This window comes from Pseudomonas sp. DR48 (assembly GCF_019823085.1).
Classification (GTDB): Bacteria; Pseudomonadota; Gammaproteobacteria; order Pseudomonadales; family Pseudomonadaceae; genus Aquipseudomonas.
In genome coordinates this window covers 3150773-3175249 of record NZ_CP081946.1, presented here as the reverse complement: position 1 = coordinate 3175249, position 24477 = coordinate 3150773, and the positions used below count along the sequence as shown (strand labels likewise).

At 58.6% G+C, this 24477-nt stretch carries 20 protein-coding genes; 9 read left to right on the top strand and 11 right to left on the bottom strand.

All coding sequences use genetic code 11. From position 1 onward, the window contains the following. Nucleotides 1–40 precede the first annotated feature (40 nt). The 8 genes from K5K95_RS14240 to K5K95_RS14205 form a co-directional block, all read right to left on the bottom strand. Nucleotides 41–1051, bottom strand: a complete 1011-nt coding sequence (locus tag K5K95_RS14240; RefSeq protein ID WP_222589936.1) for a chemotaxis response regulator protein-glutamate methylesterase — start codon at nt 1049–1051, stop codon at nt 41–43. Beyond that, nucleotides 1048–3339, bottom strand: a complete 2292-nt coding sequence (locus K5K95_RS14235) for a hybrid sensor histidine kinase/response regulator (protein WP_222589935.1) — start codon at nt 3337–3339, stop codon at nt 1048–1050. The genes K5K95_RS14240 and K5K95_RS14235 overlap by 4 nt, the downstream gene beginning before the upstream one ends. Beyond that, nucleotides 3336–4025 (bottom strand): chemotaxis protein CheW, encoded by a 690-nt coding sequence (locus K5K95_RS14230; protein ID WP_222589934.1) that lies wholly within the window; start codon nt 4023–4025, stop codon nt 3336–3338. The genes K5K95_RS14235 and K5K95_RS14230 overlap by 4 nt, the downstream gene beginning before the upstream one ends. Next, entirely contained in the window at nt 4022–5284 is a 1263-nt protein-coding gene (locus K5K95_RS14225) for a CheR family methyltransferase (RefSeq protein ID WP_222589933.1), read from the bottom strand. Before K5K95_RS14225 ends, K5K95_RS14230 begins: the two co-directional genes overlap by 4 nt. Further along, the gene (locus tag K5K95_RS14220) at nt 5281–5817 is read right to left on the bottom strand and encodes a chemotaxis protein CheW (RefSeq protein WP_222589932.1); all 537 of its coding nucleotides are present in this window, start codon (nt 5815–5817) and stop codon (nt 5281–5283) included. Before K5K95_RS14220 ends, K5K95_RS14225 begins: the two co-directional genes overlap by 4 nt. Continuing rightward, nucleotides 5817–7439, bottom strand: coding sequence for a methyl-accepting chemotaxis protein (locus tag K5K95_RS14215; RefSeq protein WP_222589931.1), 1623 nt, complete (start codon nt 7437–7439; stop codon nt 5817–5819). The genes K5K95_RS14220 and K5K95_RS14215 overlap by 1 nt, the downstream gene beginning before the upstream one ends. Nucleotides 7440–7573: 134 nt before the next feature. Then, on the bottom strand, nt 7574–9994 hold the full coding sequence (locus K5K95_RS14210; protein WP_222589930.1) for a hypothetical protein: 2421 nt from the start codon (nt 9992–9994) through the stop codon (nt 7574–7576). A 215-nt stretch (nt 9995–10209) separates the two neighbouring features. Next, a complete protein-coding gene (locus tag K5K95_RS14205) occupies nt 10210–10932 on the bottom strand; it encodes a tellurite resistance TerB family protein (RefSeq protein ID WP_222589929.1) in 723 nt (240 codons plus the stop codon). A 175-nt stretch (nt 10933–11107) separates the two neighbouring features. Between K5K95_RS14205 and K5K95_RS14200 the strand changes: the two genes are divergently transcribed. The 8 genes from K5K95_RS14200 (at nt 11108) to K5K95_RS14165 (ending at nt 21053) form a co-directional block, all read left to right on the top strand. After that, nucleotides 11108–12022, top strand: a complete 915-nt coding sequence (locus K5K95_RS14200) for a LysR family transcriptional regulator (protein ID WP_090187962.1) — start codon at nt 11108–11110, stop codon at nt 12020–12022. 100 nt (nt 12023–12122) lie between these two features. Then, nucleotides 12123–13610 (top strand): gamma-aminobutyraldehyde dehydrogenase, encoded by a 1488-nt coding sequence (locus tag K5K95_RS14195; protein ID WP_090187964.1) that lies wholly within the window; start codon nt 12123–12125, stop codon nt 13608–13610. 82 nt (nt 13611–13692) lie between these two features. Beyond that, nucleotides 13693–14844 (top strand): putative ABC transporter substrate-binding protein YdcS, encoded by a 1152-nt coding sequence (gene ydcS, locus K5K95_RS14190; RefSeq protein ID WP_222589928.1) that lies wholly within the window; start codon nt 13693–13695, stop codon nt 14842–14844. Between the two features lie 105 nt (nt 14845–14949). Beyond that, nucleotides 14950–15987: an ABC transporter ATP-binding protein gene (locus K5K95_RS14185; protein ID WP_090187970.1), complete on the top strand. Its 1038-nt coding sequence runs from the start codon at nt 14950–14952 to the stop codon at nt 15985–15987. 1 nt (nt 15988) lies between these two features. Further along, nucleotides 15989–16936 (top strand): ABC transporter permease, encoded by a 948-nt coding sequence (locus tag K5K95_RS14180; RefSeq protein ID WP_222589927.1) that lies wholly within the window; start codon nt 15989–15991, stop codon nt 16934–16936. After that, on the top strand, nt 16926–17768 hold the full coding sequence (locus K5K95_RS14175) for an ABC transporter permease (RefSeq protein ID WP_222589926.1): 843 nt from the start codon (nt 16926–16928) through the stop codon (nt 17766–17768). Before K5K95_RS14180 ends, K5K95_RS14175 begins: the two co-directional genes overlap by 11 nt. Before the next feature lie 165 nt (nt 17769–17933). Continuing rightward, a complete protein-coding gene (locus K5K95_RS14170) occupies nt 17934–19358 on the top strand; it encodes a gamma-aminobutyraldehyde dehydrogenase (protein ID WP_222589925.1) in 1425 nt (474 codons plus the stop codon). A gap of 210 nt (nt 19359–19568) precedes the next feature. Continuing rightward, nucleotides 19569–21053 (top strand): APC family permease, encoded by a 1485-nt coding sequence (locus tag K5K95_RS14165; RefSeq protein ID WP_222589924.1) that lies wholly within the window; start codon nt 19569–19571, stop codon nt 21051–21053. 51 nt (nt 21054–21104) lie between these two features. Here K5K95_RS14165 and K5K95_RS14160 read toward each other — a convergent pair whose 3' ends face one another. Continuing rightward, nucleotides 21105–21731 (bottom strand): RloB family protein, encoded by a 627-nt coding sequence (locus K5K95_RS14160; protein ID WP_222589923.1) that lies wholly within the window; start codon nt 21729–21731, stop codon nt 21105–21107. Between the two features lie 2 nt (nt 21732–21733). Then, on the bottom strand, nt 21734–22984 hold the full coding sequence (locus K5K95_RS14155) for an AAA family ATPase (RefSeq protein WP_222589922.1): 1251 nt from the start codon (nt 22982–22984) through the stop codon (nt 21734–21736). 496 nt (nt 22985–23480) lie between these two features. On the opposite strand from K5K95_RS14155, the gene K5K95_RS14150 reads away from it, so the two are divergent. After that, nucleotides 23481–23966 carry a Bro-N domain-containing protein gene (locus tag K5K95_RS14150; protein WP_222589921.1) on the top strand — a complete coding sequence of 162 codons (486 nt, stop codon included), beginning with the start codon at nt 23481–23483 and terminating at the stop codon, nt 23964–23966. 58 nt (nt 23967–24024) lie between these two features. On the opposite strand, the gene K5K95_RS14145 is transcribed toward K5K95_RS14150, so the two are convergent. Next, entirely contained in the window at nt 24025–24210 is a 186-nt protein-coding gene (locus tag K5K95_RS14145) for a hypothetical protein (RefSeq protein WP_222589920.1), read from the bottom strand. Nucleotides 24211–24477: the final 267 nt, after the last annotated feature.

The window sequence follows — 24477 nt, the reverse complement described above, 5'->3', positions numbered from 1 at the left end:
ACCTGATTACTACTTGGGCCAGGATCGCTGTGAAAAGCCGTCATTTCGAGAAAACCTCCAGCAATCGGGGCGCTATCTTTTCCAGTGGGCGAATTTCCATCGCCGCCTCGATGGCCGCTGCCGCCTTCGGCATCCCGTACACCGCACTGCTGTTCTGGTCCTGAGCAATTGTCAGGTAACCCTGTTGGCGCATGAGTTTAAGCCCTTGTGCGCCGTCGCGCCCCATTCCGGTGAGCAAAACGCCTACGGCGTCACCGTTCCAGTAATTGGCCACACTCTCGAAAAACACATCGATCGAGGGGCGATAGATCTCGTTGACCGGCTCGGCGGTGTAGGCCAGCGTGCCGTTTTTCAACAAGCGGATATGGTGGTTGGTGCCGGCCAGCAGTACGGTGCCGGCCTGCGGCGGCTCACCTTCCTGGGCCAGGCGGACGTTCAGGCCGCTGGAACGGGCGAGCCACTCGGCCATGCCGGCGGCAAACACCTGGTCGACGTGCTGGACCAGGACAATCGCCGCCGGAAAATCGCGCGGCAAGCCCTTAAGCAACACTTCCAACGCCGCCGGCCCACCAGCGGATGAGCCGATAGCAATCAAGCGCTGACGGGTGGCGGAACCGCGCAGCGGGCCAGGAGCCGATCGCTCCCGATTGCCCTTGTCACCGATAAGCCAGCCAATATTCATGATCTTGCGCAACAACGGGGCCGCCGCCTCTTGCGCATTGCCGGCGCCGAGGGCCGGGGTGTCGACCACGTCCAGCGCGCCATGGCCCATGGCCTCGAACACCCGGTGCACGTTCTGCTGGCGGTCGACCGTGACGATGACGATGGCGCACGGGGTCTGCGCCATGATTTGCCGTGTGGCCTCGACGCCGTCCATGACCGGCATGATCAGGTCCATCAGAATCAGGTCGGGGGTATTCTCGGCGCAACGCTGCACCGCTTCCGCCCCGTTGCTGGCGACCCACACCACCTCGTGCGCCGGTTCAAACGCCAAGGCCCGGCGCAAGGCCTCTACGGCCATGGGCATGTCGTTGACGATGGCTATCTTCATGCCCGCGCTCCTCCGATGAGCTCAACCACCGCATCAAGCAGGGCGTCATCATGAAAACTGGCTTTGGCTAGATAATAGTCAGCTCCGGCGTCCAGACCACGACGCCGGTCTTCTTCTCGGTCCTTATAGGACACCACCATCACCGGCAGAGATTGCAGACGGTTATCCCGGCGCAACAAAGACACCAGTTCGATGCCGTCCATGCGTGGCATGTCAATGTCGGTGATCAGCAGATCGAAATCCTCCGAACGCAAGGCGTTCCAGCCATCCATACCGTCGACCGCAACGGCCACGTCGTATCCACGATTGAGCAACAGCTTGCGCTGCAATTCGCGAACGGTCAGCGAATCGTCAACCACCAGGATCCGTTTGCGCGCCGCCTCGACAGCTTGACTGCCGTGACGGGCAATACGCTCCAGACGCCCGGTGTTGAGCAGTTTGTCCACCGAACGCAACATGTCCTCGACATCGACGATCAGCACCACCGACCCGTCATCCAGCAAGGCGCCGGCGGAAATGTCCTGCACCTTGCCCAGACGCTCATCCAGCGGCAGTACAACCAACGTCCGCTCGCCAATGAACCTTTCGACCGCCACCCCGTAAATCGCATCGCGCTCGCGGATCACCACCACTTTGAGAGTCTGCTGACTGTTTTGGTTCGCCGGTCGCTGCAGCAGTTGACTGGCCGCGACCAGCCCGACGTGCCGACCGTCATGCCAAAAATGCTGGCGCCCCTCGATCTGAACAATGTCCGAAGGCTCCAGGTCGCACATGCGCTCGATGTGCGCCAGCGGAAATGCGTAGGCCTCGTCGCCGACCTCCACCACCAGACTGCGCACCACCGACAACGTCAACGGCACTTCAAGGTGAAAACGGCTGCCCTCGCCCGCCGTCTGCTCCAGCACCACTGCTCCGCGCAACTGACGGACCATGTGCTGAACCGCGTCCAGGCCAACGCCGCGCCCGGACACTTCGGTGACCGTGTCGCGCAGGCTGAAACCCGGCAGGAAGAGGAACGTCAGCAGCTCTTCCTCGCTCAACTGCGCGGCGGTTTCAGCGGGAGATAGCTGACGCTCGATGATGCTGCGCCGGACCTTCTCCAGATCGACGCCGTGACCGTCGTCGCTCAATTCCAGCACCAACAAGCCGGCTTGATGGGAGGCGCGCAGACGAATCAAACCTTCTGGCGGCTTACCGGCCAGCAAGCGTTGCTCGGGAGATTCGATGCCGTGGTCGACGGCGTTGCGCAGCAGATGCGTCAGCGGCGCTTCAAGTTTTTCCAGCACGTCACGGTCGACCTGGGTTTTCTCGCCCTCGATCTCCAGTCGTACCTGCTTGCCAAGACTGCGACCGAGGTCGCGGACCATGCGCGCTTGTCCGCCCAATACGTCAGCGAATGGCCGCATGCGACAGGCCAGCGCGGTGTCGTACAGCACCTGCGCACGCTGACTGGCCTGCCAGGCGAATTCATCCAGCTCGGCGTTTTTTTCCACCAGCAGTTGCTGGGACTCGGCCAGCAGTCGACGGGCATCATCCAAGGCTTCCTGGGCCTGGAGGCTCAAGGAATGCTCCTTGAGGTGGACATTCAGGCTTTCCAGGGCGCGCAGGCCGTTGTTCTGCAGGCGTTTGAGGCGCTGCATCGTGGCCAGGTGCGGCTTGAGACGCTGGGTTTCGACCAGGGATTTGCTCGACAGGTCGAGCAGGCTGTTCAACCGTTCCGCGGTGACCCGCAGCACGCGCTCGCCATTGTCAGTGGTACGTCTGTTCTTGCGCGGCGGATCGACGGGGGCAACAGATGCAGGCTCGACGACCGGAACGAACACCTCGACGGCGGCCGCTTGCGGTTCAGGCGCGGTCATGAACGGTGCGATCGGCGTGCTCATGGGCGCGGCCAGCGCCAGCGGATCCAGCAATGCCGCCATCAGCGCCACGTACACGTCGATTTCCGCCGGGGTGGGCGCCTGGGCCGGCGTCGCAATCCGCATCAGTAAATCGGTGCCTTGCAGCAAGGCGTCAATGTGCTCGGGACGCAGGTACAGGCGCCCTTCCTGCGCACTGACCAGACAATCCTCCATCACATGGGCGACGCTGACCCCGGCATCGACGCCGACAATCCGTGCCGCGCCTTTGAGCGAGTGGGCGGCGCGCATGCACGATTCCAGGTGAGCGGCCTGGGTCGGATCGCGTTCAAGCGCCAGCAGGCCCGCGCTCAACACCTGGGTCTGGGCCTCAGCTTCGAGGCTGAACAATTCCAGCAAAGAGGAATCACGCATTTGCTCGGGGGTCATGCGAGGCTCCGGGTCACGGCGGACAACAGCTGTTCTTCATCCAGCCATCGCAGGCTGCGCCCCTTGAATGGCAACACGCCTCGCGTGTATTTGCCGCTGGCCTGGGTGCCGGACTCCGACGCGGCATCAAGGATGCGCTCGTCGATGGCGTGAATCCCGTCCACTTCATCCACCGGCACCACAACGGGCCCGCCGTGAGCGGCAATGATCAGCATCCTCGGCATCACCCGCGTGCCAGCCGCCACATTGACGATGCCGGTGCCGTCGAGCCCCAGCAATTCCACCAGCGACAAGCACGCGACCAACGCGCCGCGCACGTTCGCCACGCCGAGCAAGGCTCGGGAGCGCTGGTGCGGCAAGGAGTGAATCGCTTGCAGCGGCGCGACTTCCACCAGCGTGCGCGTGGTCAGGCCCAGCCATTCTTCGCCGAGACGAAACATCAACAGCGAGCGGGTTTTCACGTCAGTTTCGACCACTGCCCTGACCTGCTCGAGGTCGTTCTGCTGCAAGGCGTAGCGATCCAGCAAGCGGGTGGCCGCAGCGGAATACACTGCGCAATTGCGGCAGTGAATGTGTTCGATCAGTAGCGGGCAGGACTTGTCACCGTGGATACCGATGCGGTTCCAGCAGTCGTCGATGGCCTGGGCATCTTCGTGGGTGAGGCTCAAGGTGTCGGAGGCGCTCATCGATTACGCTCACTGTCGGCGCGTCCGTTTCTGGCGGCGCGGTCCTGCAATCGTCGGGCACCCGCCGTGTCGCCCAATGACTGCAGCAAGGCAGCCAGGTGCATCAACGCGTCGGGATGTTGCGGTTCGAGGTACAACGCTTTGCGATAAAACCCTTGGGCCTGCAGGACATGACCGGCGACATCGCTGAGCAGCCCCAGCCAGTAAAACACCTGGGCCACGGGTTCATGTTGATCCAGATAGTGTTCACAGGCATCACGTGCTTCGGCACTTTTACCTTCGTTGGCCAGGGCGGCGATGTTCGCCAGCAACGCGGCAGCGTCCGAGGCTTTCGGGGTGACGGTCGGCGGTGTGAGGGTGGTGAACGGACGATTGCGCACCGGCGCGGGTGTCACGCTGCGCACGGGTTGGCGCACCGGCAACGGCGTCGGAACGAAAACAGGCAGCGTCTCCGGCGCCGGCGTGTTTTGGCGACTGAAGGCAAACGACTGCGCAATGCCAATCGAGCGCATGCCAAAACGCCCCAGCAAACTGCCTTCGGCCGGTCCGATAAACAGCACGCCATCGACATGGGTCAGGCGCTTGAGGACTTCAAAGACTTGCTGCTGGGTCGGCTGGTCGAAATAGATCAGCAGGTTTCGGCAAAACACAAAATCATAAGGCGGCTCGCTGGTCAGCAACGCCGGATCGAGCAGGTTGCCGACTTGCAGACGCACCTGTTCCAGCACTCGCTCGCTGAGGCGATAACCGTCGCTTTCCACGGTGAAATGCCGCTCGCGAAACGCGAGGTCATGACCACGAAATGAATTTTTACCGTACAGCGCGCGCTTGGCTTTTTCCACCGACAGCGGACTGACGTCCATGCCTTCGACTTTGAACTGATGCGGCTTTAGCCCGGCATCGAGCAAGGCCATGGCGATCGAATACGGTTCTTCGCCGGTGGAACACGGCAGGCTGAGAATCCGCAGCGCGCGCATGTGATTGATCTCGGCCAACCGCTTGATCGCGAGTTTCGCCAAGGTGGCGAAGGATTCCGGGTAACGGAAAAACCAGGTCTCGGGGACGATCACGGCCTCGATCAACGCCTGCTGCTCGTCTTGCGAACCTTGCAGCGTGTGCCAGTAATCGTCGGCCGTCAGCGCCTGGGACGCGGTGCAGCGCTGGCGCACCGCGCGCTCGATGATCGCCGGGCCCACCGACGTCACGTCCAGGCCAATTCGTTCTTTGAGGAAGTCGAAAAAGCGCTTGTCGCTACTCATGGCCGCTCCTCAAGCAACGCCAGGTCCAGCGGTGGCGAGGGAAATAGCAGCGCACGCACCTGTTCATCAAGCAAATCGGCCACCCGCACCCACTGCATCAAACCCTGCGCGTCTTCACGCACCGGCCCCAGATAAGGTGCCTGGCGATTGTCCAGGCCGTAGGGCTTAAAGTCCGCCGGGTTGCAGCGCAAGGTATCGGTGGCCTGCTCCAGGATCAGCCCGAGCAAGGTCGAAGGCGTCACATCGTCCGGCCGATAGTGCACCAGCACCAAACGCGTGCTGGTGCGGGGCTGCGCCGGTTGGCCGAACGTCAGCGCACTGAGGTCGATCACTGGCACCACTGCGCCGCGATAGGCAAAGACCCCGGCGACCCAGGCGGGCGCTTTGGCAATCGGTTTCAATGGCAGGCGCGGCAACACTTCAGCCACCTCGATCGCCTGCAAGGCAAAACGCTCGCTGGCGATGCGAAACACCAGGAACAACACCTGCTTCGCGGGCATCACCGCGCCACGCTTGAGCGCCAGTTCGCTCATCAGACTTTGAATCGCGAAACGCCGCCACGCAGCCCAATGGCGACCTGGCTCAATTCATCGATCGCGAAACTGGCCTGGCGCAAGGACTCGACGGTCTGGCTGCTGGCATCGCCCAACTGCACCAGCGCGTGGTTGATCTGTTCGGCACCGGTGGCCTGCGCCTGCATGCCTTCGTTGACCATCAACACCCGCGGCGCCAGCGCCTGGACCTGATGGATGATCTGCGACAGCTGCTCGCCGACCTGCTGCACTTCGGACATGCCGCGCCGCACCTCCTCGGAGAACTTGTCCATGCCCATGACCCCGGCCGACACCGCCGACTGAATCTCACGCACCATCTGTTCAATGTCGTACGTGGCGACGGCGGTCTGGTCCGCCAGTCGCCGTACTTCAGTGGCGACCACGGCAAACCCTCGACCGTATTCACCGGCCTTCTCGGCTTCGATGGCGGCGTTCAGGGACAACAGATTGGTCTGGTCAGCGACCTTGACGATGGTCACGACCACCTGATTGATGTTGCCGGCCTTCTCATTGAGGATCGCCAGTTTGGCGTTGACCAGATCCGCCGCCCCCATCACCGCGTGCATGGTCTCTTCCATGCGCGCCAACCCTTGCTGCCCGGAACCGGCCGCCACCGAGGCCTGATCGGCGGCGGTGGAGACTTCGGTCATGGTGCGCACCAGGTCACGGGACGTGGCCGCGATTTCACGGGACGTCGCACCGATTTCAGTGGTGGTGGCGGCGGTTTCCGTGGCGGTGGCTTGCTGTTGTTTCGAGGTGGCGGCGATTTCCGTCACCGAGGTGGTGACTTGTACAGACGAGCGCTGGGCCTGGGACACGAGCGAGGTGAGCTCGGTCATCATGTCGTTGAAGCCGGTTTCCACCGCACCGAATTCGTCTTTGCGTTCCAGGTTGAGGCGGCCACTGAGGTCGCCGGTGCGCATGATTTCAAGGATCTGCACGATCCGGTTCATCGGCGCCATGATCGCGCGCATCAACAGCAATCCGCAGAAGCCCGCCGCCAGAACCGCGACCAACAGGGAAATGCCCATGATGACTTTCGCGGTGACGACGGCGGCATCGATGTTGGCGATGTCCTGGTCGGCCACCACTTTGTTTTCCCGAATGATGTCATTGAGTTTCATGCGACCTGCGGTCCAGGCCGGGGTCAATTGCTCGTTGAACATCTTAATGGCGTCAGCGTCCTGATTACGCTTGCGCAAGTCGAGCACCGCGGCCAGGACCTTGTTGTAATTGTCATAGAGCTTTTCAAATTCGGCGTACTCGACCTTGTCTTCATCCGTGGTGATGGTGCCGCGATAGTTACTCATCTGCTCGTGCAGACGCGCCTCAAAGGTTTTGAAGTCTGCGGCATCTTGAGTGCTGATGCCCTGCCCTTCCCTGAAACCAAGCATTTCCTGGGTCTGGATGAAACTGTCGACCCAGGCACCACGAATCATGGCGCTGTAATACACCCCGGGCAGCGCGTCCTCACGAACACTGGCTTCGCTGGTCTCGATCTTCAGCAACCGGGAATACGAGACGACGACCATCAACAGCATGATGGCGATGATTACCGCAAAGCTCGCCAAGATGCGTTGGCGCAACGTCCAGTTCTTCACAGTCAGTCCTCGGAACAATTCAAATGCTGCGCAGTATAGCCGAGGGCTGTGTTTCATTGATAAGACGGGTGTACACCACGTCTCAACCCGGTGCAAATCGCTGAAAAACCTGTGTGGCCGGGGTCCTTTTCCGCTTACACCCAATTGATTGAATGCACGTTAGAAGAGAGGTTCGACTCGTAGTCAAGCACGTGATGATGGTAATAGCTGCGACTATGCCAATTGGCGAGTTGAGTCCAGGTTGTATGGTTTGCCGGAATGTGGAATACGTAACCACCGCCAACATGAGTGGTCAGAAATAGTGCTCGTAAATATGGGCGAGCATCACATGTCCCGAAGAACGTCACCCAAGTACCTGCCGTCACGTTGCCACCTGAAGGTGCGTAGTTTCCGTTCCATAGGACGTAGGAAATGGTGGGAGCCTTCAACTCAGATAGCACCGTAAAATTAAATGCAGCTGACTCTGGCTGAGGACCAAAAAGAGTCTTGGCAACAAGACGATGTCCTGTCAAACCGAGTCCCACAAGAGTATGAGTCGATATGCCTTTATCGTCAGCAAACTTTGTGCTTACAGCTGAGTTTCCATTCAGAATCTGCACTTCCAGTCCCGGGCTTGAAGTGACAATCACCGTAACGCGAGTATCGGTGGTGTAGCCTCGTTCTTTTATCTCACCTTTGCTGTCCCTCACCGAAGTAATAGCAGGCACCAACAGCGGCAGGGTCGTGACCCTATAACTTTGCAGCGGGAAAGTCACAATCGTCTGTTCGTTTTCGTTGGGATGCAGGTCTACTTTTGCCCGGACCGTCAGTTCGCTGCTGTTTCTGAGCGTCAATAGGTCTTGACGCAGGAGGGGTTTTTTCAATCCTTTTTCAACTTCCGCCTGTGTCAATTCTTTTCCGCTGGCAATCAGGATCGTGACGGAGTTGCCATTGGCGTCAGTTCCACTCGCGTCCAACGTATACGGCTGGCCCTCATCGATAAACGGCCAGCGTGGAACAGCGAGACGGGCATCCCCGATGAACGAACGAGTATCCAGGTCTCGCCCGTTCGCCTCTAGAACTTCAGGTGCCGGAAAGTTCGGGTCCTGCTCGCTGTAGCTTTCTACTGCGATAAGCAATGACTCGGAGAGGGTCTCTTTGCCGTCGCGCAACAGGATCCATGAAAATTCAACTTTAAGTCCAATATTAGCCCTGATGAATCTCGTGTCGAGTTTGAAATTAGCCCGCGAGTTGGTATTGAACGATTTGAATCCGAAGGTCGGTGAACCTGCCCCTGATGCGCCCTTCACTACTAGCTTGGCCAAATCCCCGGGAAGAAAACCGATGAGTTCAACTCGCGCGTTTGCGCCTTCGAGATTTTTCCCGGGACGCAGAACGCCGCCTTCAACCACTTGCACGGTGGGTGCAGGTAAAACGCCCTCTCCACTTTTAAGTACCCGGGCAACAGCTCTATATGAACTGGCAATGACCATGCCTTTTCTGATCAGGTCGCAAGTCATCTTCACTTGGCCGCCCGGGACGACCTTGTTTGCCGATATTTTCAACACATAGGTCGATGGAATTCGATTAACGGGGACCTCGGAGGTATCTGTCACAGGCTGACCGCTGATGGGTGTGCAGATGTAATTTCCACGAATGAAATCGCCTGATTCAAAGAGGCCCTTGAAGGCGTGCACCCGCGCGTGGAGATACCCGGTTTTATTCACTTTGACCGGATCAATGGTCTCGGCATCATCATCCTCATCGTTAGGGTCTTCGATCAGGTCGGGGGCAGCGAACTGCTTTTCTGTTGTATCTACATCAATCTCGTGCGCAATCGACCAGAGCGATCGTTCGGTGTAATTTTCCAACTGATCCTTGACCGTATACAAAATCAAAGACTTTGGATTGTTACCGGCCTCTTCTATCACTTCCTTAGTGACGAATATCTTGATTGGACTGCCGACGACATCAGGCTCATTCGGGTCATCGCTCACCCCGACAACACGCGTGACATCCACTCCATTCCACTTGAGCGTGATGACATCGTGGAGCTTCATAAAGAAGTAAAACACGGTGACCCACACACCAGCTTTCGCTTCTATCGGACCCACTCCGTTGTCGATGATCTCTTTCTGCAGTTCGATACTCAGACCGTCGTGGTAGTTATCGCGCGGGTCGACATCTTTGCCGCCGGGACGATGCAAGCTGTATTCCCCAAAGAGCACAGCCGATTCGCTGACGTTTCCGCTGAGACGTTGCACCTTGTAAGTGAAACGCTGAAGCCCCTCGCGTAACAGGGTTCTGGGCACTAAGTAACTGCGGCGTAACTGGTCATCAATGATAGCCGCGACATCGACCTTCACCCCATCTATGAAGAGTGTTACGTCTGTCACAGGGTTGCCTGGCTGATCAACCGGTGGGTCAACGACAACACGTAGCCTGCCGCTTTCGGTGAGCCTGAGGGGTATGCCGACAAGAGGCTGTCCGGCACCGGGATTTTCGCTTTTAACATCGGATATTGAACCGGGAATCTGCGGAGGAAAATCTTGTAATACGCCGTTATCAATAGTCATCACACGCTCCCTTTTGATAGAAGCCGCTATAGAGCGGCGTTGACAGGGAATATCAGGCCTTAAGGCTGCATGAATGACTACTGTCAGAAATAACAGGTAGGCAGGCGTTTTAGACGAACGGTCGCCGTCGAATGCGCGCCAGGATTGCCCCAGAAATAACAAAACCCGCCACCTTCACGAAAGGCTGGCGGGTTTTGCTATTTCAATAGCGCGAGTCAGGCTGAAGCCTGACGCACCTGCTTCTCCAGTTCAACCTTCAACCCCGGCTCCAGCTTCAGCTGCCGCGCCAGCTCATCGAGATAGGACTTCTCCATGAAGCTCTCTTCATCCACCAGCATCACACTGGCGATGTACATCTCGGCGGCCATTTCCGGCGTGCTGGCAGCGCGGGCGACTTCGGCCGGGTCGAGTGGCTTGCTGAGTTCGGCATGCAGCCACTGCTGTAATTGCTGATCGTTGTCGAGTTTGGTGAATTCGCCTTCGATCAACGCACGTTCGCGGTCATCGACATGGCCGTCGGCTTTGGCGGCGGCCACCAACGCTTTGAGAATTGCCTGACTGTGCAGTTCGACTTGTGCCGCCGGCAAACGATCAAGCGTTTGCGGTTCGGTTTGAGGGGCTGTGCCCTGCTGGGCCTGCCAGTTGCCATACGCCTTGTAGGCAATCACGCCCAATGCCGCGAGGCCGCCGTAAATGGCAACTTTGCCGCCGACTTTGCGGACCTTGTTGTTACCCAGCAAAAGCCCCATGGCGCCTGCCGCCAATGCCCCGCCGCCTGCGCCCGAAAGCAAGCTGCCGAGGCCGCCCGAACCACCGTTGCCACCGAGCAATCCGCCCAGGCCGCCGTTGGACGCCTTGTTCTGTGCGCCGCCAGCCTTGTTCTGCAACAGGTCCTGACCGGACTTTAGGAGTTGATCGAGCAATCCACGCGTATTCATTTTGCCGCCTCCACGAAACGGGTTAACCGGACACTTGAGGCCATCAGCCTAGATCGAAAGTGCCCCGCCTCTCCCGGCGAGAGTGCTTCTGGATGTTGCCTTGTCAAAACTGGCTATCGATTAAAAAGATATACACTCGATTAAATCTATAAAAACCGCCCACCGGGTATTGCCCATGATGACCCTGCGTCAAATCCGCCATTTCATCGCTGTGGCCGAGACCGGCTCGATCTCTGCCGCTGCGCAAACCGCATTCATTTCCCAGTCGACATTGACGTTGGCGATCCAGCAACTGGAAGAGGAGATCGGCGTCAGCCTGTTTAACCGACACGCCAAAGGCATGAGCCTGACCCACCAAGGGCATCAGTTCCTGCGCCAGGCACACCTGATTCTGGCCACCGTGGACAACGCCAAACGCAGCCTGCAACAGAGCACCGATCAGGTCGCGGGCCAATTGATCATCGGCGTGACCAGCCTGGTGGCCGGTTATTACCTCGCGGATTTGCTCACCCGCTTCCAGCGCGCCTACCCCAACGTCGAAATCCGCGTGATGGAAGACGAGCGGCCATACATCGAGCATTTGCTGGTCAGCGGTGAGATCGATGTTGGTGTGTTGATCCTCTCCAACCTCGAAGACCGTCATGCCTTGCAGACTGAAGTGCTCACCCACTCACCTCATCGGCTATGGCTGCCGGCCCAGCATCCATTGCTGGAACACGACAGCATCAACCTCGCCGATGTGGCCCGCGAGCCGCTGATTCAGCTGAACGTCGATGAAATGGACCGCAATGCCCAACGCATGTGGTCCGCCGCCTCGCTGCAGCCACGCATCACCCTGAGAACCGCCTCGACGGAGGCCGTGCGAAGTCTGGTGGCAGCCGGCCTGGGTGTGTCGATCCAGCCCGACATGACCTACCGCCCCTGGTCGCTGGAGGGCGACATCATCGAAGCGCGGCCGATTGCCGACCTGAGCCAGACCCTTGACGTCGGTCTGGCGTGGCGTCGCGGCACCGCGCGGCCGGCGTTGGTAGACCCGTTCCTGACGGTCGCCCGCGAGCAGCCCCACGGCGGACGCAAGCCATCTATTTAATCGAACGCCACCTTCAGTATTTAGAATTTGTCGACCTCGGGCCCGCGCACTAGTCTTGATACATCTATAAGACGGCCGCGCCCCAGTCACAGGGAGCAGCATGGCCACACAAGAAAAGAGAACCCGAAAAATGGCTGGCGCGCAGACCCCGTTGTTCACCGCGTTGTTGATCGATGGCGAATTGGTCGCAGGCCAGGGTTTTGTCGAGCCGATCCTCAACCCGGCCACCGGTGAAGTGCTGACGCACATTGCCGAAGCCAGCACCGAGCAAGTCGAAGCCGCGATCCTTGCCGCCCATCGTGCATTTGCCGGTTGGTCGCGGACTACACCGCAGCAGCGTTCGAACCTGTTGCTGGACATTGCCAACGCCATCGAAAAACAAGCCGACCTCCTCGCCCGCCTCGAATCCCTGAACTGTGGCAAGCCGTTGCACCTGGCCCGTCAGGATGATTTGAGCGCGACGGTCGACGTGTTCCGCTTCTTCGCCGGTGCCGTGCGCTGCCAGACCGGCCAGCTCAGCGGCGAGTATCTGCCGGGCTACACCAGCATGGTCCGTCGCGATCCGATTGGTGTGGTCGCATCGATTGCGCCATGGAACTACCCGATCATGATGGCCGCGTGGAAAATCGCCCCGGCCCTCGCCGCTGGCAACACGCTGGTGTTCAAACCTTCGGAACACACGCCGCTGTCGATTCTGGCCCTGGCGCCCGCGCTGGCCGAAATCCTGCCGCGCGGGGTGATCAACATTGTCTGCGGCGGCGGTGAAGGTGTTGGCAGCCATTTGGTCAGTCATCCCAAAGTACGCATGGTCTCCTTGACCGGCGATATCGTCACCGGGCAGAAAATCCTCCAGGCCGCTGCAAAAACCCTTAAACGCACCCACCTTGAACTCGGCGGCAAAGCGCCGGTGATCGTCTGCAACGATGCGGACATTCAGGCAGTGGTCGAAGGCGTGCGCACTTACGGCTATTACAACGCCGGCCAGGATTGCACTGCCGCGTGCCGGATTTATGCACAAGCCGGGATTCACGACCGCCTGGTGGCCGAACTCGGCGCGGCGGTCAGCAGCCTGCGCTTTGCCGGCAAACGCGATGCCGACAACGAGATCGGTCCGCTGATCAGCACCCGCCAGCGCGACCGCGTGGCCAGTTTTGTCGAACGCGCCCTCGGCCAACCGCACATTGAACGGGTGACCGGCGCGGCGGTGCATTCCGGTGCCGGCTTCTATTACCAGCCCACCCTGCTCGCCGGTTGCAAACAGAGCGATGAAATCGTCCAGCGCGAGGTGTTCGGGCCGGTGGTCACCGTGACCCGTTTCGACGAACTCGAACAAGCGGTGGACTGGGCCAACGACTCCGAATACGGCCTCGCCTCCTCCATCTGGACCCAGAACCTGGACAAGGCGATGCAGGTCGCGGCGCGCTTGCAGTACGGCTGCACCTGGATCAACAGCCATTTCATGCTGGTCAGCGAAATGCCCCACGGCGGCCTGAAGCGTTCGGGCTACGGCAAAGACTTATCCAGCGATTCGCTCCAGGACTACAGCGTGGTGCGGCACATCATGGCGCGCCACGGACAGCATCTCTGACTACGCTAATAACAAGCCGCTAACGGCACGCTTCACCACGTTCACAACTGCCCCGACCATAATTAAAGAAGAGGGAAATCCCATGTTCGTGCACAAGACCGCACTGTTCAGTGCAATCACCACCGCGCTGCTGGCCAGCGCCAGTCTGCAGGCCGCCGAACCGCTGAAGGCGGTCGGTGCCGGCGAAGGTCAGCTGGATATCGTGGCATGGCCCGGCTACATCGAACGTGGCGAAAGCGACAAGGCTTACGACTGGGTGACCGGTTTCGAGAAAGAAACCGGCTGCAAGGTCAATGTGAAAACCGCGGCGACTTCCGATGAGATGGTCAGCCTGATGGCCAAGGGTGGCTACGACCTGGTGACCGCCTCGGGCGACGCCTCGTTGCGGTTGATCGTCGGCAAGCGTGTGCAGCCGATCAATACGGCGTTGATTCCGAACTGGAAGAACATCGATCCGCGTCTGAAAGATGCGCCTTGGTACGTGGTTAATAAGCAGACCTATGGCACCCCTTACCAGTGGGGCCCGAACGTGTTGATGTACAACACCAATGTGTTCAAGACCGCGCCGGACAGCTGGAGCGTGGTGTTCGAAGAGCAAACCCTGCCTGACGGCAAGTCCAACAAGGGACGCGTGCAAGCCTACGACGGCCCGATCTACATCGCCGATGCGGCGCTCTATCTCAAATCGAAACGTCCGGAACTGGGCATCAAAAACCCGTACGAGTTGAACGAAGAACAGTACAAGGCCGCGCTGGATCTGCTTCGCAAACAACAACCCTTGATCCACCGCTACTGGCACGACGCAACCGTCCAGATGAGTGACGTAAAAAACGAAGGCGTGGTGGCGTCCAGTACCTGGGGCTACATGGTCAATGGCCTGGTTGCAGACAAGCAACCGGTTGCCTCTGTCATTCCCAAGGAAGGTGCGACGGGCTGGGTGGACACCACCATGATGCACGTCGAAGCCAAGCATCCGAATTGCGCTTACAAGTGGATGGACTGGTCGCTGCAACCAAAAGTGCAAGGCGATGTATCGGCGTGGTTCGGCGCGCTGCCAGCCGTGCCTGAAGGCTGCAAAGCCAGTGAACTGCTGGGCGCAGAGGGCTGTGCATCCAACGGTTACGCTCAGTTCAACAACCTGGCCTTCTGGAAAACCCCGCAGGCCGAAGGCGGCAAGTTCGTACCGTACAGCCGCTGGACCCAGGACTACATCGCGATCATGGGCGGCCGCTAAGCCCTCATCGCGAGCAGGCTCACTCCCACATGTAAACGCATTCCAATGTGGGAGCGAGCCTGCTCGCGATGCTTTTAAAGATTCAGATTTTCGGAGTTCCGCAACATGACACTTGCAGTCCAGTTCACCAACGTTTCCCGTCTATTCGGCGAAGTGAAAGCCGTAGACCGGGTTTCCATCGACATCCAGGACGGCGAGTTTTTTTCCATGCTGGGCCCTTCCGGCTCCGGCAAAACCACCTGCTTGCGCCTGATCGCCGGGTTTGAACAACCGAGCGCAGGTTCCATCCGAATCCACGGCGAAGAGGCCGCTGGATTGCCGCCGTATGAGCGTGACGTCAACACGGTGTTTCAGGATTACGCCCTGTTCCCGCACATGAACGTGCTCGACAACGTCGCCTACGGTTTGAAAGTCAAAGGCGTTGGCAAAGCCGAACGCCAGAAACGCGCCGAGGAAGCCCTCGACATGGTTGCCCTCGGCGGCTACGGCGAGCGTAAACCGGTGCAACTGTCCGGCGGTCAGCGCCAGCGTGTGGCACTGGCCCGCGCCCTGGTCAATCGCCCCCGCGTGCTGCTGCTCGATGAGCCATTGGGCGCGCTCGATTTGAAGTTGCGCGAACAAATGCAGAGCGAACTGAAAAAGCTGCAACGCCAACTGGGCATCACCTTCATCTTCGTCACCCACGACCAGACCGAAGCGCTGTCGATGTCAGACCGCGTGGCCGTGTTCAACAAGGGCCGCATTGAACAGGTCGACACACCGCGCAACCTGTACATGAAGCCGGCGACCACCTTCGTCGCGGAATTCGTCGGCACCTCGAACGTGATTCGCGGTGATCTGGCGAAGCAATTGAGCGGCAATCCACAGCCGTTTTCGATTCGCCCGGAACACGTGCGTTTCGCCGAAGGGCCGCTGGCCAGTCACGAGATCGAAGTCAGCGGCGTGCTGCATGACATTCAGTACCAAGGCAGCGCCACGCGCTATGAACTGAAGCTGGAAAACGGCCAGACCCTCAATATCAGTCAGGCCAACGTGCAGTGGCTGGACGTCAGCGCCCAGCACCAGACCGGGCAGCGCATCAATGCTCGCTGGGCGCGCGAAGCGATGATCCCACTGCACGACACCGTTGTCGGCGGGGTGTGAGATGACCAGCGTGGCTATCCCTCAAACCCCGGCCAGCGGCTCGCCGTTGCGCAGGTTTTCCAACCTGCTGTATCGCCGGCCGAACTTTTACCTGTCGCTGCTGCTGGTGCCGCCGCTGCTATGGTTCGGCGCGATCTACCTCGGTTCGCTTTTGGTGCTGCTGTGGCAGGGTTTCTATACCTTCGATGACTTCACCATGACGGTCTCGCCAGAACTGACCCTGGCGAATTTCACCGCACTGTTCCAGCCGTCAAACTTCGACATCATTCTGCGCACCTTGAGCATGGCGATTGTCGTGTCCATCGCCAGCGCCATCGTCGCGTTCCCGATCGCCTATTACATGGCGCGTTACACCACGGGCAAGACCAAAGCGTTTTTCTACATCGCGGTCATGATGCCGATGTGGGCCAGTTACATCGTCAAGGCGTATGCCTGGACGTTGCTGCTGGCCAAGGGTGGCGTGGCGCAGTGGTTCGTTCAACACCTCGGACTGGAGCCGGTATTGCAGTTCGTGCTGGGCATACCGGGCGTGGGCGGTAGCACCTTGTCGACCTCGCACCTGGGTCGTTTCATGGTGTTCGTCTACATCTGGCTACCGTTCATGATCCTGCCAATCCAGGCGTCGCTGGAACGCTTGCCGCCGTCGCTGCTGCAAGCGTCTGCCGACCTCGGCGCGAAACCGCGCCAGACCTTCATGCAGGTGATTCTGCCGTTGTCGATTCCGGGCATTGCCGCCGGTTCGATCTTTACCTTTTCCTTGACCCTGGGCGACTTCATCGTGCCGCAACTGGTGGGCCCGCCGGGTTACTTCGTCGGCAGCATGGTGTATGCCCAGCAAGGCGCGATCGGCAACATGCCGATGGCCGCGGCCTTCACGTTGGTGCCGATCGTGTTGATCGCCATCTACCTGACCATCGTCAAACGACTGGGGGCCTTCGATGCGCTCTGATGTGAAAAAACAAAAACCTGAAAAGCAGGGGGAGCAAGCTTCGCTGGGCCTGCGGATCGCAGCATGGGGCGGGTTGGTGTTTCTGCACTTTCCGATCCTGATCATCTTCATGTACGCCTTCAACACCGAAGACGCGGCCTTCAGTTTTCCGCCCAAGGGTTTCACCCTGAAGTGGATCGGCGTGGCGTTCGCGCGGCCGGACGTACTGGAAGCAATCAAGTTGTCGCTGCAGATCGCCTCTGTCGCAACCTTGATTGCCCTGGTGCTCGGCACCCTCGCCTCGGCTGCGTTGTACCGGCGTGATTTCTTCGGCAAGCAAGGCATCTCGCTGATGCTGATCCTGCCGATTGCGTTGCCCGGGATCATTACCGGGATCGCGTTGCTGGCGACCTTCAAGACATTGGGCATCGAGCCCGGGATGTTCACCATCATCGTCGGTCACGCGACCTTCTGCGTGGTGATCGTCTACAACAACGTCATCGCCCGCCTGCGCCGCACGTCCCACAGTCTGATCGAAGCATCGATGGACCTCGGCGCCGATGGCTGGCAGACCTTTCGCTACATCGTCCTGCCGAACCTCGGCTCGGCGCTGCTGGCCGGGGGCATGCTCGCGTTTGCGCTGTCGTTCGACGAAATCATCGTCACCACCTTCACTGCCGGCCATGAACGCACCCTGCCGCTGTGGCTGCTCAACCAGCTCAGCCGCCCAAGGGATGTGCCGGTAACCAACGTCGTCGCGATGCTGGTGATGATGGTGACCATGCTGCCGATTCTCGGCGCCTATTACCTGACCCGTGGCGGTGAAAGCGTGGCGGGCAGTGGCGGTAAGTAAACAACTCACAGACAACAATTATCCCTGTGGGAGCGGGCTTGCCCGCGATGACTGACTGACATTCGACACATGTGTCGACTGTAAAACCGCTATCGCGGGCAAGCCCGCTCCCACAGGGCCTGGTTTCCACAGAAGAACAACAACAGTTTTGAAGAGGACAATGCCATGCAAACCAAACTCTTGATCAACGGCCAACTGATCGACGGCGAAGGCCCCGCCCAACCCGTCTTCAACCCGGCGCTGGGCCGTGTGCTGGTGGAAATCAACGAAGCCAGCGAAGCCCAGGTCGATGCCGCCGTGCGCGCCGCCGACAGCGCCTTCGAAAGTTGGTCGCAAACCACCCCGAAAGAGCGCTCGCTGCTGCTGCTCAAACTCGCCGACGCCATCGAAGCCCACGGTGAAGAGCTGGCCAAGCTGGAGTCGGACAACTGCGGCAAGCCTTACAGCGCAGCGCTCAATGACGAGATCCCGGCGATTGCCGACGTGTTCCGTTTCTTCGCCGGGGCCAGTCGCTGCATGAGCGGTTCGGCAGGCGGCGAATACCTGCCGGGCCACACCTCGATGATCCGCCGCGACCCGGTCGGGGTGATCGCCTCGATTGCGCCGTGGAACTACCCGCTGATGATGGTCGCGTGGAAAATCGCCCCAGCCTTGGCCGCCGGTAATACCGTGGTGCTCAAGCCGTCGGAACAAACCCCGCTGACCGCGTTGCGCCTGGCCGAACTGGCGTCGGAAATTTTCCCGGCCGGCGTGCTTAACCTGGTGCTTGGTCGTGGTCCTACCGTCGGTAGCCCACTGGTCACCCATCCGAAGGTGCGCATGGTCTCGCTCACCGGCTCGATTGCCACGGGTTCGAACATCATTTCCAGCACCGCCGACAGCGTCAAACGCATGCACATGGAACTGGGCGGCAAGGCTCCGGTGATCATCTTCGACGACGCCGACATCGACGCCGCCGTGGAAGGCATACGCACCTTCGGCTTCTACAACGCCGGCCAGGACTGCACCGCCGCCTGCCGCATCTACGCGCAGAAAGGCATCTACGACAAGTTCGTCGAGAAGCTTGGCGCGGCGGTCAGCAGCATCAAGTACGGTTTGCAGGATGATCCGTCGACCGAGTTGGGTCCGCTGATCACTGCGCAACATCGCGACCGCGTGGCCGGCTTCGTCGAGCGCGCCGTGGCTCAGCCGCATATTCGTTTGATCACTGGCGGCAAGGCTGTCGACGGCAACGGTTTTTTCTTCGAGCCGACAGTGCTGGCCGACGCGCAGCAGGACGACGAGATCGTACGCCGCGAAGTATTCGGGCCCGTGGTTTCGGTGACCAAATTTACCGATGAAGCGCAGGTATTGGGTTGGGCCAACGATTCGGACTACGGCTTGGCGTCGTCGGTCTGGACCTCGGATGTCGGCCGCGCACATCGCCTCTCGGCACGCCTGCAATACGGCTGCACCTGGGTGAATACGCACTTCATGCTGGTCAGTGAAATGCCCCATGGCGGTCAGAAACTGTCCGGTTACGGGAAGGACATGTCGATGTACGGGCTGGAGGACTACACCGTCGTTCGGCATGTGATGTTCAAGCACTAAACGCATCGCGGGCAGGGTCACTACCGTACCTGTGGGAGCGAGCCTGCTCGCGATGGCAACACCGCAATATCAAGGAAGAAACCGGCACAAGCAGCACCAGGTTCCACGCCAAAGAAGCCAAAACAATAACCACCGATCCGGGCAGCGCCTTACGGCCCCGCCACGGTTTCGGACATCCGAAATCTGCCGATTTTCCGGAGCTTACACACCATGAGTGCACTACCCGAACTCTCCGCAGCCGTCGCCGACAGCGATGCCGAGCAGCTACGCAAACTGGGTTACACCTCCAACTTCAATCGCAGCATGAGCCTGTGGGAAAACTTCGCACTGGGCTTCACTTACCTCTCCCCGGTCGTCGGGGTGTATACCCTCTTCGGCCTGTGCCTGGCCGCCGGTGGGCCACCGATGTTCTGGGCCTATTTGCTGGTCGGTTGCGGCCAATTGCTGGTGTGCCTGATCTTCGGTGAAGTGGTTTCGCAATTCCCGATTTCCGGTGGCGTCTACCCATGGGCTCGCCGTTTAGTGGGCAAACGCTGGGCGTGGATGGTCGGCTGGATCTACTCCATCGCCCTGTGCGTGACCATTGCCGCCGTTGCCGTCGGTGCCGGTCCTTACCTGGCCGCGATGATGGGCTTTGAGCCAAGCAACAACACCAACATCGTCATCGCGCTGTTCCTGACGTTGTTCGCCACCCTGGTCAACCTCAGCGGCACCAAAGTACTCGCGCGAATCGCCATGTTCGGCTTCATCTGCGAGCTGGTTGGCGCAGTGATCGTTGGCGTTTACCTGCTGATCTTTGAGCGTCACCAGTCGATCAGCGTGCTGTTCAACACTTTCGATATCAGCGTTGATGGCTCGTATCTGCCAGCCTTCCTCACCGCCTCGCTGGCGGGGATGTTCCTGTACTACGGCTTCGAGGCCTGCGGCGATGTCGCCGAAGAAACCCCGAATCCGAGCAAGCAGATTCCAGTGGCCATGCGCATGACCATCTACATCGGCGGCATCGCGGCGATGTTCGCCTGCCTGGCGCTGATCCTCGCCGTACCGGACATGCAAGCTGTGATCAACGGCACCGACAAGGACCCGGTCACCACCATCCTCAACAATGCGTTCGGCCCGGTCGGTTCGAAAGTGGTGATGGGCGTGGTGATGATTTCGTTTATCTCCTGCGTTATTAGCCTGCAAGCGGCGGCGAGTCGTCTGCTCTACTCCTACGCTCGCGACGAAATGGTCATCGGCAGTTCACTGCTCAAGAAGATTTCTCCTACGACCCAGGTTCCGGTGGCGGCACTGTTCGTCTCCGGCGTCCTGCCGGCGCTGATCATTATCCTGGGCTTCTTCCTGCAAGATGCCGTGGCAACCATCGTCAGCTTCGCAGCCATCGGCATCTACCTGGCATTCCAGATGATCGTTCTCGCGGCGCTGTATGCGCGCCTGAAAGGCTGGAAACCCAGCGGCAAATTCACCCTCGGCGCCTGGGGCTGGGTGGTCAACATCGGCGCGCTGGTCTATGGCGTCGGCGCGATCATCAACATGGCCTGGCCGCGCACGCCGGATGCTGCGTGGTACATCAACTACGCGATGGTGTTGAGTACCGCGATCGTTATCGGGTTGGGGTTGATCTACATGTGGATTGCCAAACCGTATGACCACGGGAAGGCGCCTGCGGGGGATGCATGGAAGGTTAGTCGGTAATTGAGTTTCGCCCTGGTGTTGGTTGCAGCACCGGGGCGAGCTGTGGGGACGTTAAATCGACTGAGGTACTGAAAGGGCTTCGAACTCATTCATTAGCAGATGAATTTCAGTACTGGGATTGGGCTCGCCGCTCTTAGCAGCATCGCTGAGCACTCGAGGGGCAAGTGTTCTTGCTGTATTGAAAGGCGCTCCCTTTAACAGATCAAAATGACTGACATTTTCACCCTTCTCATACCCTTCCATCAGAAGCTGAGACCTAAGACTCTTGGCCACGAGTTCACCCGGTGATTTTCCACCCACAGCAGCGAACGGTTTCCTGTTATAGCCAAAGTGCAGCAGTAACCAAAATTCGAAACAGGGAAAAGACGCTATCACTTTTATCTTGGGATGTGGCTTCGCCAAGTCGATCGCCCGATTGAAGCAAAAGTGAGTATCGCGGTCCAAGGCGCAAAAAACCTTGTCGAAAGCCTTTTGCCGTGCAATGGCTCTTTCAACAATTCCGCTTGGATGAGTCACGCCACAATGGGCAACTTCAACCTGAGCATTGGCTCGAAAGTGAAATGCCGCATCCTCCAGGTATCGCTTTCCTGACTTGCTGTCCTCACAAAGAACGAGCACCTTGGGTTGCTGCTTAAATCGCGATTTTTTTCGATCAAATAACCGTACCGAGCGCCCCATGATCACCTCCTCTTGATCAGCGGCAAACCACGATAACGGCCTTCGAAGTAGCGCCTTTCAACATCCTCGCCCTCGCGCCCTTCAAAGTCGTGAACGGAGAAAAGGCACGTTGCGCCGTTGGTATCACGTTCAGTGATCCAGAACTGATCGCGCCGTAGTGTTCGAGCGTTCATTAGATGCGTATCGTGAGTCGTAAAGATCAGCTGAGTGTTCAGCCCGCTGTCCAAATGTTTTTCAATCAAATCGGCGACTATGGTTGGGTGAAGGCTACTGTCCAGTTCATCGACAGACAGTATTCCGCTACCGTCGGTGTGATTGATCATGAACCAGGGCAGCCAAAATCCGATCAGGTTTTTCGTACCCCCGGACTCCTCTGAAAAATCAAACTCCGCTCGCCCCAAATGACTCGTGTGAGTCAGGGTTATCTTGTCTTTTTGCGCTGCGGCAAAGAACTCTTTAAGCGTCAGTTTTTTACTGACCGGTAAAACGTCCGCATCCGTATTGAGCTGAATTTGCGAGACTGGAATATCAACGGCCTTCAGAAAGTCTCTCAAGTCGCTCGTGTAGTCGGATGCCATTTGAAGAAACCTGATCGATGCCGCCGACAACCCCATCAAATTGTTCTGCTCAATAACGAGAAGACCGGACTGAAACCAGGCAAATGGCTGTCGCAGTTGCGTCAGCTCTTCGCTGCTGTTCGCGATGGCTTGCGCAATGAACAACATCTTGGGGCTGGTTAAACGCCTCCAGGCATTGTGAACCTCTTTGCCTCCCTCAAGGTTTGAGCCAAATACATACTCCTCGCCTTCCTTACTCAAAAAACGCCGATATAACAGTGTTTCCTTCCCTTTCGGGTATGAAACGAGGTGCTCCTCAAGTATTCGTTGTGCCGTCATGCGCAACACAAACCGATATCGAAGTGAGCCTTGAATAAAGTTGTATTCGAAACAGCTCGGCTCGTCATGAAGTTGCGGATCAAACCGAAACGGTGAGACAGGTAGCGGTTCATCATTTGACGTTGGCGGTGAAGCCAGCAGCGTCCCCATGACGCCCATCGCCCTGATCAGCGAAGATTTACCCGATGCATTCGGCCCATATATCGCAGCCACCTTCAGCAAATCCGGCAGCTTCTCTCCATTTGCCACCGACTTGAAAATGTTGCGCTTTTTGCTCAAGCGCGGTGTAGCAGCCATTGACAGGGTTTGCCTGTCACGGAAGGAGCGATAATTGGAAACTGAAAACTCAATCAACATGTAGCAAACCTGCAGTTCGTTCCTGAATACGGAAAAAACTATAGGAAAAACCAAGGCTGCAACGCTGCTTCACTGCACTTCAAGCAAAAACAGGAAATTCCTACAGATCGAGCCTTCCTATAAAGGCTCCAATTCCTACAACACGCGGCGCCAGAGTAGACTTGGCGCCGCGAGCGCCTGAACGATAGGCTTTACCTCGTCGTTGCCAAATCAGCGACCCGGGGTCGAAGCCGGAAAAAATCAAAACGGTGCTTACTCGCGCCCCCATAGAACTGAAGCTGTTTACGCATTCAGTTCTGCTTTATGGCGGGCCGTGTGGCGCGGGCCTTTCGGCTTCCGTTTTGATTGGAAGTGTCCCGACTTCGAACGCCACTCGGTCCGCCACCCAACCTGTCGAAGGGTTGGTGGCGACTTTCTCAATCAAAACGGAAGTCAGCCTCATGCATAAGTACGTTCAAAACACCTTCTCATTAAGCCGTCTCCTCGGAGGCAGGCCATGACCCATCCTCATTTCACCCCTACCGTCTTCACCCGCCACAACCGCTTCCTACACGCTTTCATGCAAGACAACCAAGCCTGGTTCTGTGTCCAGGATCTCGGTCGCCTCATAGGCCGTCCGCTGGACCAACGCCTCACCCTGAAACTCGATCCCGATCAACGACGATACGTCTGGTTGCTGAAGGACGGCAAAACCGGCGAATCGCTGATGGTCAGCGAATCGGGAATGTATGCCCTGTTGGTCCACCATTTCGTCCCGGAAAACCGAAATCTGCGTCAGTGGCTGAGCAATGAAGTCATACCCACGCTGCGCGAGGCGAAAGCGACGCCTGTGGATAACATTCCAAGCCTGAGTTCATTGCAGTGGGCCGGCATATCGGTGCCGCTGCTGCATTGGCAGCATCAGGCCTGGATCAAGTGGCGGGACATGCCTGATCTGATGCAGGCACAGCGACCGTTCACGATCGTGGGCACCTGTATGTGAACGCATTGAAAAAATGAAAAAGGGGCGGACTTCACAGTCCGCCCCTTTGGCTTGGCGCTCAAAACCGCGAAACAGTCCGCATCGCATCCACCAGATACCGCATCGCAATTCGGTCGCTCTCCGACAGCTCCCGATACCTTTCCAACAATTTCATTTCGTCCGTGCTGAGCCGGCGCCTTCGCCGCTCGGTCGTCAGGCAAGGAAAAATTCCCAGCAATTGGGTGATGCCTTGTACTTTCGTCATGGACGATGTCCTTCTATAAGCCCGAGAAAACTTCAAAAACCGCATCGCCCTCTCCTTTTTGTTTGTCGCCGGCCTGAAGGGCAGAAACCGGTCATGAACACAGAATAGGAACATTCGCGGCGCTGAAAAGCGGTTTTTAGAGTAATTAGTCAAAAAAAGCAGAAATGCCCTATGAATCAGAAAGTACTGTGGGAAAACTTCACCGACATCTCTTGTTTCATTGCCGTGTGTCCAAAGTGCTACCAATCATTTTTTCTCGGTAACCGA